Raw genomic sequence first — 15,080 nt, 5'->3', positions numbered from 1 at the left:
TGGTTTTTTTTTATACGAGCGGGGGGGGGGGGGGGGGGCGCCGGCGGGCGCCCCGCCCTCACCCGAACGGGTAGGAGTGGGCCCGAGTTGTACGGGAATCGGGTGCGCGGCCCGGCGTCCCGCCGCGCGACGCGGATATCGTCGCCCCACCGGTCCCCGATCGGGTGCCGCGCCGTATTCACGGCCGAGGCTCCGCACCGGTTCGCCGGTTCCTGGTCTCGTTTCCCCTCGTTCCGCCCCACGGTTTCCCCTCTTCTTCCGCTTCTCCCTTTCCGGCGTGTCCGTTTCCCGGCACGACCACTGTTTTTCGCGCAGTCGGCAGGTGTCCATGAAACTCCGCATGGTCGGAATCGTGTTGGTCGCGGCGTTCGCGGTGCTGGTGCCGCCGGGCGCGGTGGCGGGGGAGGGCGACGTCCCCGGCACGGGCCACGAGGCGCCGGGCGGTTCCCCCCGTAAAACGACTGGAAATCACCCCACCCACCGGGACGTCATGGCACCGAGGGCCGTAAACGAGGCCGGTCCAAGGGTCGGAATGCCGACTTCCGTACCGGCCGGGACCAAGGGCACGGGGGCCACGAGAGCCCGCTGCGGGCCGGAACTCACCTCTCCCGACGGTGTTGAAGCACAGACATGTGTACTGGCCGATGGCCGTGCCACCTGGGCGCGTACGTACTACCGGAATGCCACCGGCGCGGAATTGAGTTCCGTACTGACTCTCATGGGTCCGGGATGGCGAACGCTTCAGATGAACTGCGTGGTCGAAGCGGGTGACGAGCCGGGGGTCTGCGAGACGCCGAGGGTGTCTTCCCGGGGGCTCACGGGCTATTCGGCGGTCGTCGAGTTCGCGGCGGCCGCGATGCCGTCGGAAGCGGCCGGAGAGGGCTCACACGGCGCTCCGGACGGCTTGGGCGGGACGGCGGTCCGGGCGCCGCTGCTACTCCGCTCGGGGAGCGAGTCCGCCGGCAACTACCGCGCGGCCGCGGATCGTTGAATGTGCGATCGTCGGTGGTCGGACGGCCGGGGCGGAAGCCGATCCTCCGGCCCGGTTCGGCCGACGGGCCCAGCGGGTGTCGGCGGCGGAGCCGAAACGACAGAGGCCCGATCGCTGGCGACGGGGGATGCACCAGCGACCGGGCTCATAAGAACGGTAACAAGAGATCTGCGGTTCGCAAATTCGATCTCGGTTATTCGGACAGAGAATCGGCTGAGTGTGGCGGGAGTTGTGACTGGAGTCACGGGCTAATCCCGGCACCGCCCACCCGCGCCGACCACGGATCCCGGGCCGGCGACGGCCCGGGATTCAACTCGGGGTCGTGTTCAGGCCAGTTGTGAGTCGGCCGTAATAATTGGCGTGTTCAGCTCAGCGTGATCTGTCGATTGGTGAGACCGCCGCGCGCCCTGCGCTCCTCGGGAGTGAGCGGGGCGTCCGACGCGAGGGCCTCGCCGAGCCGCTCGGCGAAGGCGGCCGCGGGCTTCTCGCACTCCTCGGCGCCCATGCCGGACGGCAGGTCCCAGACCGGGACGGTCAGGCCGTGCGCCCGGAACGAGCCGACGAGACGGGTGCCGTCGCCGAGGGACGCGGTCCCCGCGGCGTGGAGCCGGGCGAGGGCGTCGAGCAGCTTCTCCTCGGGGTGGGTCATCACCCAGCGGAGGTGGTTCTTCTCCGGGGTCTCGCACCAGTAGGCGGCGTCGACGCCGGTGAGCCTGACGGTCGGGATGGCCGCGGCGTTCGCCCGCTCCAGGGACGCGGTCACATCCGCGTCGGCGGACTCGGCCTCCGGCACCCAGAACTCGAACCCGGTGTGCACCACCGGCTCGAAGGGGGCGGCCGGGTCGAGCAGGTCCTGGAGCCGGGGGCCGTCGCCGGACGCGGCGCGCTCGGCGCCGACCGGGGTGCCGGGCTCTGCCCGCAGCGCGCGGCTGAGCGTGTCCGCGAGATCGCGGCTGAGATCGCCGGACGCGGTGTCGTTCTGCAGCCCGACGAGGACCGAGCCGTCGTCGCGGCGGAGCGCCGGCCAGGCCATCGGCAGCACGGTCGCCAGCGTCACGGACGGGACGCCGTCGGGCAGTCCGTCCTTGAGCGTCAGCGGGATCGTGGCGGCCGGGACCAGCTCGCGCAGGGCGACCCAGTCGGCCTCGCCCGCCAGCCCCTCGAAGGGCCGCTGGACCAGCTCGGCGACGGCCTGGGCGGCCGCGCGGCCGTGGCACGCCTTGTAGCGGCGGCCCGACCCGCAGGGGCACGGCTCCCGGGCGCCGACCACCGGCACGGGCTCATTGGCGCCGACGGTCCTGCTCCGGCCCTGCGGCTGCTGCCTGGCGGACGTGGTCTGGGGGCGCTTCTTGGCCATGGTGTGGCTTCTCCCGTGGATACGGCGTTTGTGCGGTGCCCGTACGCGTCCTGGGTCGGCGCGCGGGCACGTGACGCGTGATGGCTGGTGCTCGGGGCGATTCTCGGTCGGCGGTGCTGGCGCGAGCCTAGGCCATGCCGGGAAAGTCCCGTCCGGCCCGCGACATCCGGCACGCGCGATTCGCCGCGCCGTGGGGGTACGCGGCGGCTCGCCCGTGCCGGGACCGTCGTACGGGACCCGGGGCGGAACCGGCGGTGTCGGTGATGCCGGCGGTGCCGGACCGCGGGCCCCGGGATCGCCCGGAGGCGTCGTGCTCAGGAGGCGTCGCGCGGCTCCCCGCCGGAAGCGCCCCCCGACCTTCTGTCGTACGTCACACCGTCATACGCCACACCGTCGTACGGAACGCCCTCGTACGGGTCCGCGAAGCCGAACCCGCCGCCCGGCACACCGCCGGTGACGCGCGTAGCGTACGGATCGTGGGCGCTGCCCTGCGTCACCAGCGCCCATACGGTCACCTCGCCCGACGGATGGTCGCGTACGCCCCATTCCCGGGCCAGTGCCGTGATGATCTGGAGGCCGCGGCCCCCGCGCGCGGTCACCGAGGGCGTCGACGGCACGGGCCGCGTGGGTCCGCCGCCGTCCGTCACCTCGACCGCCAGCCGGCCCGACCGGTCCACCCGCCAGGCCGCGCGTATGTCGCCGTCGCCCCGGTCGGCGCGGCCCAGGGGCCTGCCGTGCCGGAAGGCATTGCTCAGTAGTTCGGAAAGAATCAGCATCGCGTCGTCGATGACCGATTCGGGCACTTTGCTCATGCGTAGCTGCTCACGCATCCGATGCCTCGCCTCACCCACGCCCGCAGGGCCATGGGGTACGGCCATGCTCGACGACGTGGGCACGTGCTGTGCCACCACCAACGCCACCCCCGAGACCTCCTTTGCCCCACGCCACCGTGTGAATGCCCCGATGGACTGGACCGGAAACCGAGCCCGGGTGGCCGGATGGGGTCACTACTGACCGGGGAGTACGGTGCGAACGCGCCGGTGCACTCCTTGTAGTGGGTGTCATGTGCACCTATGGCGGGTCGTACCCCTCGATATCAGGGCTTTCCCGAAGGAGGCGGGCGCATATGTGAAGGAGATGTGTGTGGTGATCTGTGTCCGGAGTTACACGACGGACGCGCGCGGTCGCCGAAAGGTCGCGGTCGCCGAAAGCTCGCGACCGGTCGGCGCGGGCCGGTCCTCAGCCGCCGGAGCGGCCGAGCTGCGCCAGCACCTGCCGCGGCCGGTTGGTGATGATCGCCGCCACACCCAGCCGGACGCACAGGTCCACGTCGGCCGGGTCGTCGACGGTCCACACATGGACCCGGTGCCCCGCCCGGTGGAGACGCTCGACGTGCTCCGGGTGGTTGCGCACCATGCGGATGGAAGGACCGGCGATCCGGGAGCCCGCGGGCAGCCGCCCCTCGCGCAGCCGGGGCCCGGCGAACTGCATCAGATAGACCGCGGGCAGGGTCGGCGCCGCCGCCGCGACCCGGTGCAGCGACCGGGCCGAGAAGCTCATGACCCGTACGGCCGACTCCTCGGGCGACGCGGGCGCGGCGAGTCCGAACCGGCCGAGGAGCTGGAGCAGCCGCTCCTCCACCTGCCCGGCCCAGCGCGTCGGGTGCTTGGTCTCGATGGCCAGCTCGATCCGGCGGCCCGAGTCGGCGGCGAGTTCGAGCAGCCGCTCCAGGGTGAGGACCGAGGTGAGGGACGGATCGCCCCAGTCGGGGCTCTCGGCGGAGTCCTCGCGCCCCTTCCAGGTGCCGAAGTCGAGTGCGGCGAGGTCGGCGAGTTCGAGCGCGGAGACGGCGCCGCGCCCGTTGGACGTCCGGTTCACCCGCCGGTCGTGCACACAGACGAGATGCCCGTCCGCGGTGAGCCGTACATCGCATTCGAGCGCGTCGGCACCGTCCTCGATCGCCTTCATATACGCGGCCAGCGTGTGCTCGGGGGCCTCCTCGGAGGCGCCGCGGTGGGCCACGACCTGGATGTTCTGCTGCCGTGCTGGGGTCACCGCGACATGGTGCCACCGTGGTGGGCGGGGCGGGTGCGGGGGGCACGGAAAGGTCCGGCGCGGCAGATCCCCGCCCGCTCCGCCATCCGCCCGCTTTGTCGCTTATAAAGGAATGACGGAAGAGGCACAGCTCCCGCTTACCGTGGTCTGACGGGCTGTGGGAAATGCTGATCCGAGACAGTACCGCGCGGACTTCGCGACCGGAGGAGAATAGCTGTGAGCACCGAGTACGAGGGCACCGAGGGTCCGTCGCAGCAGTCGGCGACCCCGTCTGCCCCACCCGTACCCCCCGTGCCGCCGGTTTCTCCCGAGGGACGGCCTCCGGCACCCGCCGCGCCCCCGGCGCCCGCGTCCGACTTCGCGCTCGCGGATCCGGCGCCCACCGACTCCGTACCCCCGGCTCCTCCGTCCGCACCCCCGGCGCCCGCGGCCCACGCCGAGCACCCCCCGCACCCCGAATACACCCCGTCGGCGCCCGGCGCGGCCGCGCACACACCACCGCCCCAGCCGCCGCAGCAGCAGCCGGACGGGTACACGGCTGCCGGTCCGGGAGCGGACCCGCACCCGACGGGCGCGGGCTGGGCCTCCCCGCCTCCCCCGAATGCCGCGTTCCCCTCCCCCGCGCCCGGCGGCGACGGCCCCGCCTGGGGTGCCCCCGCCCCGGCCGGTGGCGACGCCAAGCCTCCGCGCAAGCGGGGGACGGCCCTGGTCACGGCGGTCCTGGTCGCCGCGTTGGTGGCGGGCGGCGTCGGCGGCGCGGCCGGCTACTGGGCGGCGAACGAGCGCAAGGAGGACAACGCCTCGACGACGGTCACGGCGTCGGAGATCCCGAAGGACCTCAAGCGCGCCCCCGACACGGTGGCCGCGGTCGCCGCGAAGGCGCTGCCGAGCGTCGTGACCATCGAGGTGAAGTCCGGTGGCGGTGGCGGTGGCGGTGCGGACCTTCCGGGCGGATCCGACGGCGGCGGCACGGGCACCGGCTTCGTCTACGACCAGCAGGGCCACATCCTCACCAACAACCATGTGGTGGCCACCGCGGGGGAGAACGGCACCCTGGCGGTCACGTTCTCCAACGGCAAGGAGTACGACGCCGAGGTCGTCGGCCGCGCGCAGGGCTACGACGTCGCCGTACTGAAGCTGAAGAACGCCCCCGCGGGGCTGACCCCGCTGGCCCTGGGCGACTCCGAGAAGGTCGCCGTCGGCGACTCCACGATCGCGATCGGCGCCCCCTTCGGGCTCTCCAACACGGTCACCACGGGCATCATCAGCGCCAAGAACCGCCCGGTCGCCTCCGGAGACGGCAGCGCGGGCCGAAGCTCCTATATGAGCGCCCTCCAGACCGATGCCTCCATCAACCCCGGCAATTCGGGCGGCCCGCTGCTCGACTCCCGCGGTGCGGTCATCGGCATCAACTCCGCCATCCAGTCCACCGGCGGCGCCCTGGGCCAGGCCGGCTCCATCGGCCTCGGCTTCGCCATCCCGATCAACCAGGCGAAGAACGTCGGCGACCAGCTGATCAAGACCGGCAAGCCCGTCTACCCCGTCATCGGCGCCACGGTCGACATGTCCGAGTCCGCCGAGGGCGCCAAGATCGCCTCCCGCGGCAACGACGGCACCCCGGCGCTCCCCCCGTCCGGCCCGGCCGCCAAGGCCGGTCTCAAGTCGGGCGACGTCATCACCAAGTTCGACGACAAGCCCATCGACAGCGGCCCGACCCTGATCAGCGAGATCTGGAACCACAAGCCGGGCGACAAGGTCACCCTGACCTACGAACGCGCCGGCAAGGAGTCCACCGCCACCCTGACCCTCGGCTCCCGCACCGGCGACAGCTGACCCCGCCTCACCCACCCCGGAAGTCTGCTGCGACACCCTCCGTCGTCCCGGTACTCTGTAGGCCGCTCCGCGCCGGTCGACGCGCGGACGGGGTGGGTTGCCCGAGCGGCCTAAGGGAACGGTCTTGAAAACCGTCGTGGCAGCGATGTCACCGTGGGTTCAAATCCCACACCCACCGCCCGATGAAACGGCCCCTGACCAGCATGAATGGTCGGGGGTCGTTCTCGTATGGGTTGCCCCTCTGGGCTGTGGTTCACCGTGGTGCCCCGAGGGATCGGGCATGGATGGGGCACGGACCTTTTCGTCCCGAAGCAGCTCGGGGCGAGCACTGCCCTGGCCTGGTGTGGCTCTCATCTGTACTGATGGTCCGCAGACAATTGTGCTCGTCCGCCGCCTGTTCGTCGGCGTTGTTACGCAGTTTTGGACACTCACCCCGGGTGCGTCCGGGCTGTTGCGAGGCTGGGGGCTGATCGAGTCTGCATGGCACGTGCGGGGCATGCAGACCCGATCAGCTCCGAGACACCAGCTCGATTGTCACCGGTGCCGCTGATTCAAGGTCGATCGTGTCTCCGTCGTCTTCGGAAAGAGCCTCGTCCGGGTAGTCGGCGGGTACGACGATCAGCATCGTGTGAGGGCGGGGAAGCCAGCCGACATCCTGCGGAGGGTCAAAGCGGCCGATATCGATGATCCGCACCAGCGTCTCAGGTATGCCTACGAGGCAGCTATCACCGACGTGCAAGTTCCATGGCGCAGGGTCGGTTTTGAACAGGCTCATGGTCCAGTCCGAAGAGTCGGGCGACATCGCGAAGGCCCTCTGCCCGTTCCACTTGAACTGGGACTGCGGATCGATCTCGGCCCATGGCCACTCAACCGAGGCGTGGAAGCGGGACACATCGGCCACTCGGCCCTCAGCCGGCGGGCAGCTGACTCTCAGAACGTCGCCCACCTGGAACTCGTGATGTGGTGCGTCTGTACCCATGGCTGCCCCTGCTGTTGCTCGCTCCGAGAGCTGCACCGTAGCGACCGCCTCAGCTGAAAGCGTGGCTGGGGCCGGTGGGTGGTTGCTGGAGACACACGTGGCGGGTGCTCGGTCGGCGCACCCGCCGTCGTGGCCGGCTTTCTGTGGCTGAGGTTGCCAGGGGTCATCCGGCCAGAAACGGCGGCGCGGTTCGGAGCTACGCGGACGTGGTGTGGGTGAAGCCCAGGGAGGCTAGTTCTTCGGACTGACACAGGCGGTCGGAGGAGCCGTCGACCTCGGTCTGGAGGAGCTGGTAGGCGGCGCCATGGGATTGGCCCCAGTGCATCGCTGCCCGCCACAAGACGCGGCCCAGTCCCCGGCCCCGGGCCTCGGGCAGGACTGCGAAGTACTGGGGCATTAGCTGGGGGCGACCAATGGCGTCAGGACGTACGTCCATGGGGCCGATCGCGCCCACGATGCGGTTCTCGATGGCGGCGGCAAGGACCGGGCCGCACTGGCCGGCCTGCATCTGGGTGTGAAGGAAGGCCAGGCCATCGCCTGCCATGGCCTCGGAGAACGGCGCGAAGGTCTCCTGCACGGCGGCCGGCCAAGTGGTGACTGGCCGAACCGGGCCGTCAGGGGCGGGGCAGGCGTCGGTTGTGAAGTCCTTCATCTGGATGCGGGTGCCGCGCGGGTGCGCGGTCTCGGGGCCGAGGGGGCGTACGACCCGGGCGCCCGCCACGTCGTGCGCGGCGGCGAGCTTGGTCGCCAGTTCGGCGGCCTCCTCCACGACGCTGTCACGGAGTCCGAAGGCGAAGACCTTCACCGCGCCGTGTCCCCGCCGTGTCAGGGTGGGGACGAGGGTGTGCTCGGGCTGATGGACCACGGCTTCGCGTAGGACTTTCTCGTCCTTCTCACCACCCCAGCGCCGGTCCTTGTCGTAGGGCAGGAACTCTCCGGTGGCGGCTGCTCGCAGGGTGTCCTCGAAGATGCCTACGGTCAGGGCGTCGGGGTGGACCGGGCCGAGGGTCGGCACGATCGGCGCGGTCAGTTGGGGCCGGAGCCAGTCCCAGCGGAAGAACATGAGCGGCACCCTAGTGGCGGGCCGGGCAGGGCTCAGGCCCCGACGCGAGTGCGCCGGGGCCTGAGCGGAGTTGACCGGGTCGTGTCGGTCAGTGGGGGTTGTCGTCACCGGCGTCGCAGGAGCACTCCGCGCTCTCCACGATCGCGTCGAGATCCTGGACGGCGTTGATCGACGGCGTCGCGACGGGCGGGGCCGCGCGGCGGGCCGAGGGCAGCGGGCCGGGGAGGATGGTCACCGGTACGGGTGGGGTCATGAGGCGTTCTCCTTGTCTCCGTGCTGGCAGTAGCTGTGCAGCGGCGCCTTCGCCTCCTGGTAGTGCTTGGCCAGGGGGCGGCAGACCCGGCAGGTGCCGGACAGGGCGCAGCCCTCGCACCCACCGGTGCGAAGCATGAGGCGGTCGGCAATGGCCCCGAGCCGGGTGAGCCCGTCGATGCCTTCGGCCATCAGGTCGATCTGGTCGTCGCGGCCGACCTTGCAGATCGAGACCTTGGCGTGGGGGTCGGCGTGGAAGAAGGTGTGTCCCGCGTTGCAGCCGGCGAACGGCTTGCGTTGCCGCAGGTGGGCGGCGGACTGGGCGAGGAGCGGCTCTCCGCCGCCGTAGATCGTGGGCGTCATGTTCGTGTACGCGTGGTTCTCGACGTTCCACGTCTCGGCGAGGGCGGCCATCTCGTCGGCCTCGGCCGCGTTGTCCTCGGTCACCACGACGTTGATGCGCAGCGGCAGGCCCGCCTCGCGCGCGGCGTCCATGCCACGCCGGAACGCCTTCCAGGCCCCGCGGCGCCGGGTGAGCGTGTCGAAGGACTCCTCGCTCGCCCCGTACATGCTGACGACCAGCCGGTAGGGCGGGCAGTCCCGGAAGAGTTTGAGGAGGTCGGGCCGCCAGAGCAGGGAGCCGTTGGTGGAGACGGTGAGCATCATCCCTGCCTGCCAGGCGTACCGGTAGGCGCCCCGGAAGTGGGCATCCATGGTGGGCTCGCCGCCGGTGATCTGGAGCCAGAGGACGCCGGCCTCACGCATGATGTCGAGCAGTCGCACTTTGTCGTCCCAGCCGAGGCCGGAGAAGGGCCGCTCGCCGAGGTAGCAGTGCTTGCAGCCGAAGTTGCAACCGAGGTTGATCTCCCAGGACGCCCGGCAGTAGCCGTACGGGGACGGCTCGCGCACCAGCACCGTGCCCTGCGCGGGTCGGCCGCCCAGATCCAGGCCCCACACATCGGCGGCGGTCTCCACCGCCCATACGGGAAGCGACGCTCCGCCGGTGGCGGCCTGGTGCAGGCCCTCGAAGTGGTCGGCGGAGATTCGGGCGCCGGTCCGTGCCCCCGGCTTGAGGAGAAGGTGTCCGTCGAGGAACGGGGAGGCGATCAGAGCGTGGGCCATCGATGGCCCTCCTTCCGGATCACGGAGCGGGACAGCTGGTGCACGAGACCTCCTCCTGGGCGTCTTCCCAGGTGTGCTGCTTGGCGTGGTCGGTGAACAGACAGCAGCCCTCACCGTCGGTCCCCGGGGCGGCCACCGGGCAGTCCGACAGCACGACAAGCTCCGCATCGTCCGTCCCGCGCCAGCGGAGCCACAGTGCGGTCCCGTACGCGCCGGTGTCGGTGAGAAGACCGAAGTGCTCAACCTCGTCGTGCGCGGACAGCTGACACTGCACCGCTCTGTCGATGTATGTGGCGGCCGACTTCTCCCGCGCTTCTCGCGGCAGGTCGAGGGGCACCCGGCGCCAGTGCACGCACCGCATCACGACACCATTCGGAAGGACGCGACGGCATTCCGGGTCTGTTGCGAGCACCGGGGGCAGCTGCACAGCGGGTAGCGGCTCGAGTTCTCCGGGACCACCGGGTCCTCGCCCACGCGTACCTCCGTGAGAGGCCCCCACGTCTGGCCGGAGTCGCGGGAGACCCGCAGCGTCATCCGTACGTCGTTCTGTCCGTTCGCCATGGTCAGGAGCATCGCGATCCGCGGGCCCGGACAGAAAGGTCAAGCGGATTACCCAACTTGGGTAACATCACCCTCGGTTGACCAAGTGCAGCGGTCCGTAGTCTTCATGCCGGAGCGTGCCCGATGCCCGAGCCACCTCGCTCGAAGGAACTCCCGGTCAGCCTGCTCACAGACCCAGTCATGATCGAGGCATGCCAGGCCAGAGACTTCGGCCGCATCTTTCAGCTGGTCAAGGCACGAGCAGGCATCTATCCGTCGATGATTGCGCGCCGCTGTGACCTGACCCCGAGCCGCGTGGGCGAGGTAGTCGCCGGACGGCGGCAGTTGCTGCACCTGGACGTGATCGAACGGATCTCGGATGGGCTACGCATTCCCGGACACATGCTCGGACTTGCCCGGCGTTCCTGGGAGACGCCGCCCAGCCTGATGGTCACGCCCCGCGAACCGGCCGAGGTGCCGGCCTCAGCTGCGGAGCCGCTGGCCACCGGACTGCCGGGGGCGGACGCAGATGCCCGATCCCTGGCCGCCGGTACGGAGCTCTCTGCCAGGCTCGCTCGTCACGCGGCGGAGACCAACGTCAACACGCTCGTACTGGAGCAGCTCGATGCTGATGTTGAACGACTTGCCCGGGACTTCGTCAGCCGGCCCCTGCCTCTTCTGATCCCGGAGATTCGCGCAGCTCGGGGTGGAGCGTTCCAGTTGCTGGAGGGCCGACAGCACCCCAGTCAGACCCGTCATCTGTACGTGGTCGCAGGGTGGCTATCCGGTCTTGCGGCCCATGTGTCACTTGACCTGGGGGACCGCTCCGCCGCAGCTACGCATGTCCGCACTGTGGTGCAGTGTGCGGAGATCTCGGAGCACTCACCGTTACGCGCATGGGCACAGTCGTTCCAGTCACTGGCCGCTTACTGGGCGGGGGACTACCGGCGGGCAGGAGACCTTGCGCAGGCCGGGCAGAACGAGGGTCGGGGCCCCGGTACGGGAACGATCAAGGCTCGGCTGCTGAGCTTGGAGGCACGGGCCCGCGCAGCCGAAGGGGACACTCACAGCGCGCTGAGGATACTTGCACTGGCCCATGAGGCACGGGGTGCCGCGGGACCCGACGAGTTGCCCGGGGTCTTCTCGTTCCCCGAGGCCAAGCAGTGGGCCTATGCCGGGACCACCCTGTTGGCCATCGGGGGCGACGAGCAGATCCGGCACGCTATAAGCGCGTCCAATCGCGCCGTGGAGCTGTACCGGGCCGGGCCGGAAGGCGACCGCTCCCCCGGCGATCTACAGGCCGCCCATCTGGACCTGGCCACGGCCTACCTTGCCGACAGCGACGTCGAGGGAGCCGGTGCGAAGCTCTCGGAGGTGTTCACCGCCGAGGGATACACCGCGAGCATCAGTATCAGGCTTCGCAATCCGGCCGCGCTCCTCGGAAGCGAGCCGTACCGTGGCGCACAGTCGGCGGTCGATCTCCGCGCGCACATTCAGGAGGTGACCGTCCGGCCCGCTCTCGCCAGCAATCCTACGGAGCCCCGATGACCGCCCGGCCCACGCATGATTCTTTGGTCACCGATCGCAGCCTTCTTTCCACCAAGGCGTACGGCACGGGGCAGCACCTCGCCGCCCGTCAGTCCCTCTACCAATGGCAGACCCCGAGCCACGACCTTCCGGGCATCGTCGTGAACGAACTGGCCGACGTACGCGGTGTGATAGCTGACGTGGGTTGCGGTAACGGGAAGTTCGTCGCCCGGGTGCGGGACGACCGTCCCGACCTGAACGTGCTGCCCATGGACGTCTCTCACGGCATTCTCGGCGCCATTCCCGGAGCAGTCGTCGCGGACGTCCAGCAGTTGCCCATTGCGGATGGAGCCCTCGGTGCTGCTCTTGCGCTGCACATGCTGTACCACGTCGAGGACCAGGCCCGGGCTGTACGGGAGTTGGGCCGCGTACTGGCGCCGGGCGGCATCGCGATTGTCTCCACGAACAGTCAGACCGACAAGCGCGAACTGGAGCACCTTTGGCGCCGGGCCGCGGGCGATGTGCTGGGCATCCAGGAGGGACCGGCCCGAGTGCAGTTGTCCGCCCGCTTCACCCTGGAGGACGCGCCGGCGGTCCTCGGTACGGTATTCGGCGAGATCCGCACGATCCCCCTTCCCGGGGTGATCGAGGTGGCCGACGCGGAACCGGTCGTCGCATACTTGGCCTCGTACGAAGCCTGGGCCGACAAGATGGGCGTTCCGTTCCTGGAGACGATCGAGCGCGCCCGGGAGCGGGTCAACGAGACGATTCGGTCAGAGGGCGCCTTCCGCGTTACTTGTCTTGGCGGCATCCTCGTCTGCCGATGAGTCCTGCTACCACGTACCTCTTCGTGTCCCTTCGTGTCCCTGCGCAATAGCGGCGTGCAGCATCACCCGTCTGCCACAAGTTTGTTTTCCGGGGCTCTGAACATCGTCCGGGCGAACCACATCGTGGTGGTCGCCGGTGTGTCGACCGAGGCGCTCATGAGCGTCAATGCCTTTGACCCACGGCAGTCCCGACAATCTGCGCAACCGGGTGGGCCCGGGCGTCGGGATTCGGACAGGGGGTGGGGTTTAGGTCATGATCACATCAACCTGTTCAGGTACTTTACTTGCCCTTGACCTACTGGCAGGCTGACGTCCATCTCAGCCCCCCACAGGCGAAACCTTCTCAACTCCCGTAGTGCACACGGGGGTTGACCCTGGGCTGATTTCAGTGGAACCCACCCTCTGGATCGGAGTGCTCGTGAAGCGTCGTATTCGTTGTGCGGCTTTTGTGGCGACTGTGGCGGCCGGTGTCGCCCTCACCCTGTCGAGCGGTACCGCGCATGCCCAGGAGAAGCAGGCGGCTCCCCGTGCCGGGGGCGGTCTGATCAACATCAATGGACCGCTGATCTACAACACCGGCGACATCGACCTGCTGGAAGACGTCTTCGAGCACATCAGCATCCCGATCTTCGGGCAGGCCGTGCACCAGATGTACGACTGGGCCAAGTTCGAGGGCGGACTCTTCGGCAAGAAGAAGTAGTACCGGTACGCCGGAGCGACTGTGAAGGGGTGCCCCCGGCGGGGCACCCCTTCACGTCGTCCCGGTCGTCAGGACCGCAGTTCCCGCCCGTCCGAGGTGAGACGGCGGGCGGAGGCGATCGTGGCGCGGGCCTCGCGTTCGGGGAGTCCGGCGTGGACGGCGGCCCGGGTGAGGGCGTTCGCGAGGATGTCTCCGATGCCGTTCTCGTAGGCGCGGCAGGCCGCCCAGAAGAGTCTTGTGTTCCGTTGGCCCTCGTGGGCGGCCCGGACGAAGTGCACCAGGCCGTGGCCATGGGTGGGGCGCGCGTGCGGAGCTTCGGGGTGGTGAGGGCGCGCGGGCGGCGCGATCAGCCGGAGGAGCGTACGCGGGCAGGGCGCGGGCGCGAGCCGGGCCGTACCGGGGGCGAGGCGGTACGTCCCCCGGTCGGTCACCGAGCCGGGGCCGACGAGATATCCCCCGTACCCGCGTACGTCGATGCCGGGCGCCAGCCGGCTCGCGGAGTTCGGGACCGTGACGTCGGGCGGGCCGGTGAGCCAGAGGTGGCGGCCGCCGGACGGGGTGATGACGGTGACCGTTTCCGGGATCGTGAACAGGTGCCGCAGCGCGAGGTCCCGCAGCGCCGAGAACGAGGCCGGTGACGGCGTGGCGTACGGCGAGAACCCCTGGTCGTCGGGGATGACGGGGGTCGTGACGTCGAGGTCTATGCCGATCAGCCGGTGCGGTGGCCTGCCGCACGCGATGCCGTAGCCGGTCGCTCTGGGCGCGGCGGCGAACAGGGCTCGTACGGCCGCCGGATCGGTGGTGGCGTCGTGGACGCCGTGCCCGGGCAGTCCGCAGGCGCCGCGGCACCGCACCGGTCGAGCGGCGTCCGGGGACCGACCGGGCTCCGGCTCCTCGCGGTGCGGGGACCGCAGGGCCGGGAGCTTCGACGCGGACAGAGGGATGACGGGGAGGCCGCGCTCGGCGGCGGCCAGAGCGTGGGCGAGGGCGAGGGTGGAGGTCTGTCTGTCGGGCAGGGCCATGGGACCATTTTCGTACTTGTGTTCGATGATCGGTAGAGGGGGGTGAAGGGCTCGGGGGGTGCCGTATCGGTTCACCTCTTGCGGCGCCGGGCATCCGGTGGGGCGGGGCCGGTCCGGGTTCGTCCTTCGTCCCGTTCTGCGGGCGTGAAAGGGGTTTATCTGCTTGTCCTCACGCTTCAGGGGGAACCGACCCGGCTTGGGTGGATCGGCGGGGGTTCGTTGGGCGACTCTGAGGGCGCGACGTCGCCGTCACGATCCGGCGCGGACGACCCTTCGCGGGCCGTTCGCGCCGGGAGCAAGCCGTAGCTTGATTTTTCGGAGGAGAAGACATGGCAAGCATCCGTACGATCCGCGTTCTCGCCGCTGTTGCCGCCCTGCCCCTGACGGCCGCCCTGTTCACCGGGGTCGCCGCGGCCGACAACGGCTCTTTCGCGGACAACGGATCGAACGCGACGGTGGCCTCGATCGTCGGCAGTGGTGTGGTCGGCGACAATCTGGGCAACTCGACCACCAGTCAGCAGGTCGCCAGCGGTGCCGGTTCCTCGAACCAGAGCAATATCGCCAGTGTCAACGGCTCCGCCTTCACCGCCATCGACCAGGACAACGTGAATGTGCACTTCGGTCACCTGTGGTGGTGATGTCCGGCCCGACGGGGGGATGACCGAGGGGTGATGCCGTCTGCGCGGCGGCGCCGAGAGCGCCGCCGCGCAGGCGTGTTCGCGCGCCCCGCGGTCGCAGTGGGCCTTGACATGGAACCGGTTTCTGACGGACAGTCAGAAACCGGTTTTCGTATGCCCGGGCCACCGGTTGTC

The 15,080-nt window shown here is 70.0% G+C and carries 14 protein-coding genes and 1 tRNA gene; 6 read left to right on the top strand and 9 right to left on the bottom strand.

Translation table 11 applies throughout. The features are described from left to right. Window positions 1-1,355: 1,355 nt before the first annotated feature. The 3 genes from ACFXG1_RS14025 to ACFXG1_RS14015 all read right to left on the bottom strand — a co-directional run bounded on the left by ACFXG1_RS14025 (window position 1,356) and on the right by ACFXG1_RS14015 (window position 4,403). Window positions 1,356-2,348 carry a DUF5926 family protein gene (locus tag ACFXG1_RS14025; RefSeq protein ID WP_384708480.1) on the bottom strand — a complete coding sequence of 331 codons (993 nt, stop codon included), beginning with the start codon at window positions 2,346-2,348 and terminating at the stop codon, window positions 1,356-1,358. Window positions 2,349-2,662: 314 nt separating this feature from the next. Continuing rightward, window positions 2,663-3,268, bottom strand: coding sequence for an ATP-binding protein (locus ACFXG1_RS14020; RefSeq protein ID WP_384708483.1), 606 nt, complete (start codon window positions 3,266-3,268; stop codon window positions 2,663-2,665). Between the two features lie 319 nt (window positions 3,269-3,587). Continuing rightward, window positions 3,588-4,403 (bottom strand): glycerophosphodiester phosphodiesterase, encoded by an 816-nt coding sequence (locus tag ACFXG1_RS14015; RefSeq protein ID WP_384708486.1) that lies wholly within the window; start codon window positions 4,401-4,403, stop codon window positions 3,588-3,590. Window positions 4,404-4,619: 216 nt separating this feature from the next. On the opposite strand from ACFXG1_RS14015, the gene ACFXG1_RS14010 reads away from it, so the two are divergent. After that, window positions 4,620-6,236 (top strand): S1C family serine protease, encoded by a 1,617-nt coding sequence (locus tag ACFXG1_RS14010; RefSeq protein ID WP_384708489.1) that lies wholly within the window; start codon window positions 4,620-4,622, stop codon window positions 6,234-6,236. A 91-nt stretch (window positions 6,237-6,327) separates the two neighbouring features. After that, a tRNA-Ser gene (locus tag ACFXG1_RS14005) sits at window positions 6,328-6,414 on the top strand. A 330-nt stretch (window positions 6,415-6,744) separates the two neighbouring features. Here ACFXG1_RS14005 and ACFXG1_RS14000 read toward each other — a convergent pair. The 5 genes from ACFXG1_RS14000 to ACFXG1_RS13980 form a co-directional block, all read right to left on the bottom strand. Beyond that, window positions 6,745-7,137 carry a hypothetical protein gene (locus ACFXG1_RS14000; RefSeq protein WP_384708492.1) on the bottom strand — a complete coding sequence of 131 codons (393 nt, stop codon included), beginning with the start codon at window positions 7,135-7,137 and terminating at the stop codon, window positions 6,745-6,747. Window positions 7,138-7,411: 274 nt separating this feature from the next. After that, the gene (locus ACFXG1_RS13995; RefSeq protein WP_384708495.1) at window positions 7,412-8,278 is read right to left on the bottom strand and encodes a GNAT family N-acetyltransferase; all 867 of its coding nucleotides are present in this window, start codon (window positions 8,276-8,278) and stop codon (window positions 7,412-7,414) included. Between the two features lie 88 nt (window positions 8,279-8,366). Then, window positions 8,367-8,531, bottom strand: coding sequence for a hypothetical protein (locus ACFXG1_RS13990; RefSeq protein ID WP_384708498.1), 165 nt, complete (start codon window positions 8,529-8,531; stop codon window positions 8,367-8,369). Continuing rightward, entirely contained in the window at window positions 8,528-9,652 is a 1,125-nt protein-coding gene (locus ACFXG1_RS13985; RefSeq protein ID WP_384708501.1) for a radical SAM protein, read from the bottom strand. Before ACFXG1_RS13985 ends, ACFXG1_RS13990 begins: the two co-directional genes overlap by 4 nt. Before the next feature lie 19 nt (window positions 9,653-9,671). Beyond that, the gene (locus ACFXG1_RS13980) at window positions 9,672-10,013 is read right to left on the bottom strand and encodes a hypothetical protein (RefSeq protein WP_384708504.1); all 342 of its coding nucleotides are present in this window, start codon (window positions 10,011-10,013) and stop codon (window positions 9,672-9,674) included. A 323-nt stretch (window positions 10,014-10,336) separates the two neighbouring features. Between ACFXG1_RS13980 and ACFXG1_RS13975 the strand changes: the two genes are divergently transcribed. The 3 genes from ACFXG1_RS13975 (at window position 10,337) to ACFXG1_RS13965 (ending at window position 13,246) form a co-directional block, all read left to right on the top strand. Then, the gene (locus ACFXG1_RS13975; protein ID WP_384708507.1) at window positions 10,337-11,740 is read left to right on the top strand and encodes an XRE family transcriptional regulator; all 1,404 of its coding nucleotides are present in this window, start codon (window positions 10,337-10,339) and stop codon (window positions 11,738-11,740) included. Continuing rightward, window positions 11,737-12,546, top strand: a complete 810-nt coding sequence (locus tag ACFXG1_RS13970) for a class I SAM-dependent methyltransferase (protein WP_384708510.1) — start codon at window positions 11,737-11,739, stop codon at window positions 12,544-12,546. The genes ACFXG1_RS13975 and ACFXG1_RS13970 overlap by 4 nt, the downstream gene beginning before the upstream one ends. Window positions 12,547-12,994: 448 nt before the next feature. Next, the gene (locus ACFXG1_RS13965; protein ID WP_384708512.1) at window positions 12,995-13,246 is read left to right on the top strand and encodes a hypothetical protein; all 252 of its coding nucleotides are present in this window, start codon (window positions 12,995-12,997) and stop codon (window positions 13,244-13,246) included. A 68-nt stretch (window positions 13,247-13,314) separates the two neighbouring features. Here the strand turns inward: ACFXG1_RS13965 and ACFXG1_RS13960 are convergent, their stop codons facing one another. Further along, a complete protein-coding gene (locus tag ACFXG1_RS13960) occupies window positions 13,315-14,268 on the bottom strand; it encodes a bifunctional DNA primase/polymerase (protein WP_384708515.1) in 954 nt (317 codons plus the stop codon). 329 nt (window positions 14,269-14,597) lie between these two features. Here ACFXG1_RS13960 and ACFXG1_RS13955 point away from each other — a divergent pair, with 329 nt between their 5' ends. Further along, a complete protein-coding gene (locus ACFXG1_RS13955) occupies window positions 14,598-14,906 on the top strand; it encodes a hypothetical protein (RefSeq protein ID WP_384708518.1) in 309 nt (102 codons plus the stop codon). The last annotated feature ends 174 nt before the right edge of the window (window positions 14,907-15,080 follow it).

The sequence above is a fragment of the Streptomyces sp. NPDC059248 genome (genome assembly GCF_042753905.1).
Classification (GTDB): domain Bacteria; phylum Actinomycetota; class Actinomycetes; order Streptomycetales; family Streptomycetaceae; genus Streptomyces.
This window is presented reverse-complemented; position numbering and strand designations above follow the sequence as displayed.

Coding starts and splice junctions, on each gene's coding strand:
- ACFXG1_RS13980 (WP_384708504.1), bottom strand. CDS start 10,013: ATGCGGTGCGTGCACTGGCGCCGGGTGCCCCTCGACCTGCCGCGAGAA.
- ACFXG1_RS13995 (WP_384708495.1), bottom strand. CDS start 8,278: ATGTTCTTCCGCTGGGACTGGCTCCGGCCCCAACTGACCGCGCCGATC.
- ACFXG1_RS14025 (WP_384708480.1), bottom strand. CDS start 2,348: ATGGCCAAGAAGCGCCCCCAGACCACGTCCGCCAGGCAGCAGCCGCAG.
- ACFXG1_RS13985 (WP_384708501.1), bottom strand. CDS start 9,652: ATGGCCCACGCTCTGATCGCCTCCCCGTTCCTCGACGGACACCTTCTC.
- ACFXG1_RS13955 (WP_384708518.1), top strand. CDS start 14,598: ATGGCAAGCATCCGTACGATCCGCGTTCTCGCCGCTGTTGCCGCCCTG.
- ACFXG1_RS13975 (WP_384708507.1), top strand. CDS start 10,337: ATGCCCGAGCCACCTCGCTCGAAGGAACTCCCGGTCAGCCTGCTCACA.
- ACFXG1_RS13960 (WP_384708515.1), bottom strand. CDS start 14,268: ATGGCCCTGCCCGACAGACAGACCTCCACCCTCGCCCTCGCCCACGCT.
- ACFXG1_RS13970 (WP_384708510.1), top strand. CDS start 11,737: ATGACCGCCCGGCCCACGCATGATTCTTTGGTCACCGATCGCAGCCTT.
- ACFXG1_RS13990 (WP_384708498.1), bottom strand. CDS start 8,531: ATGACCCCACCCGTACCGGTGACCATCCTCCCCGGCCCGCTGCCCTCG.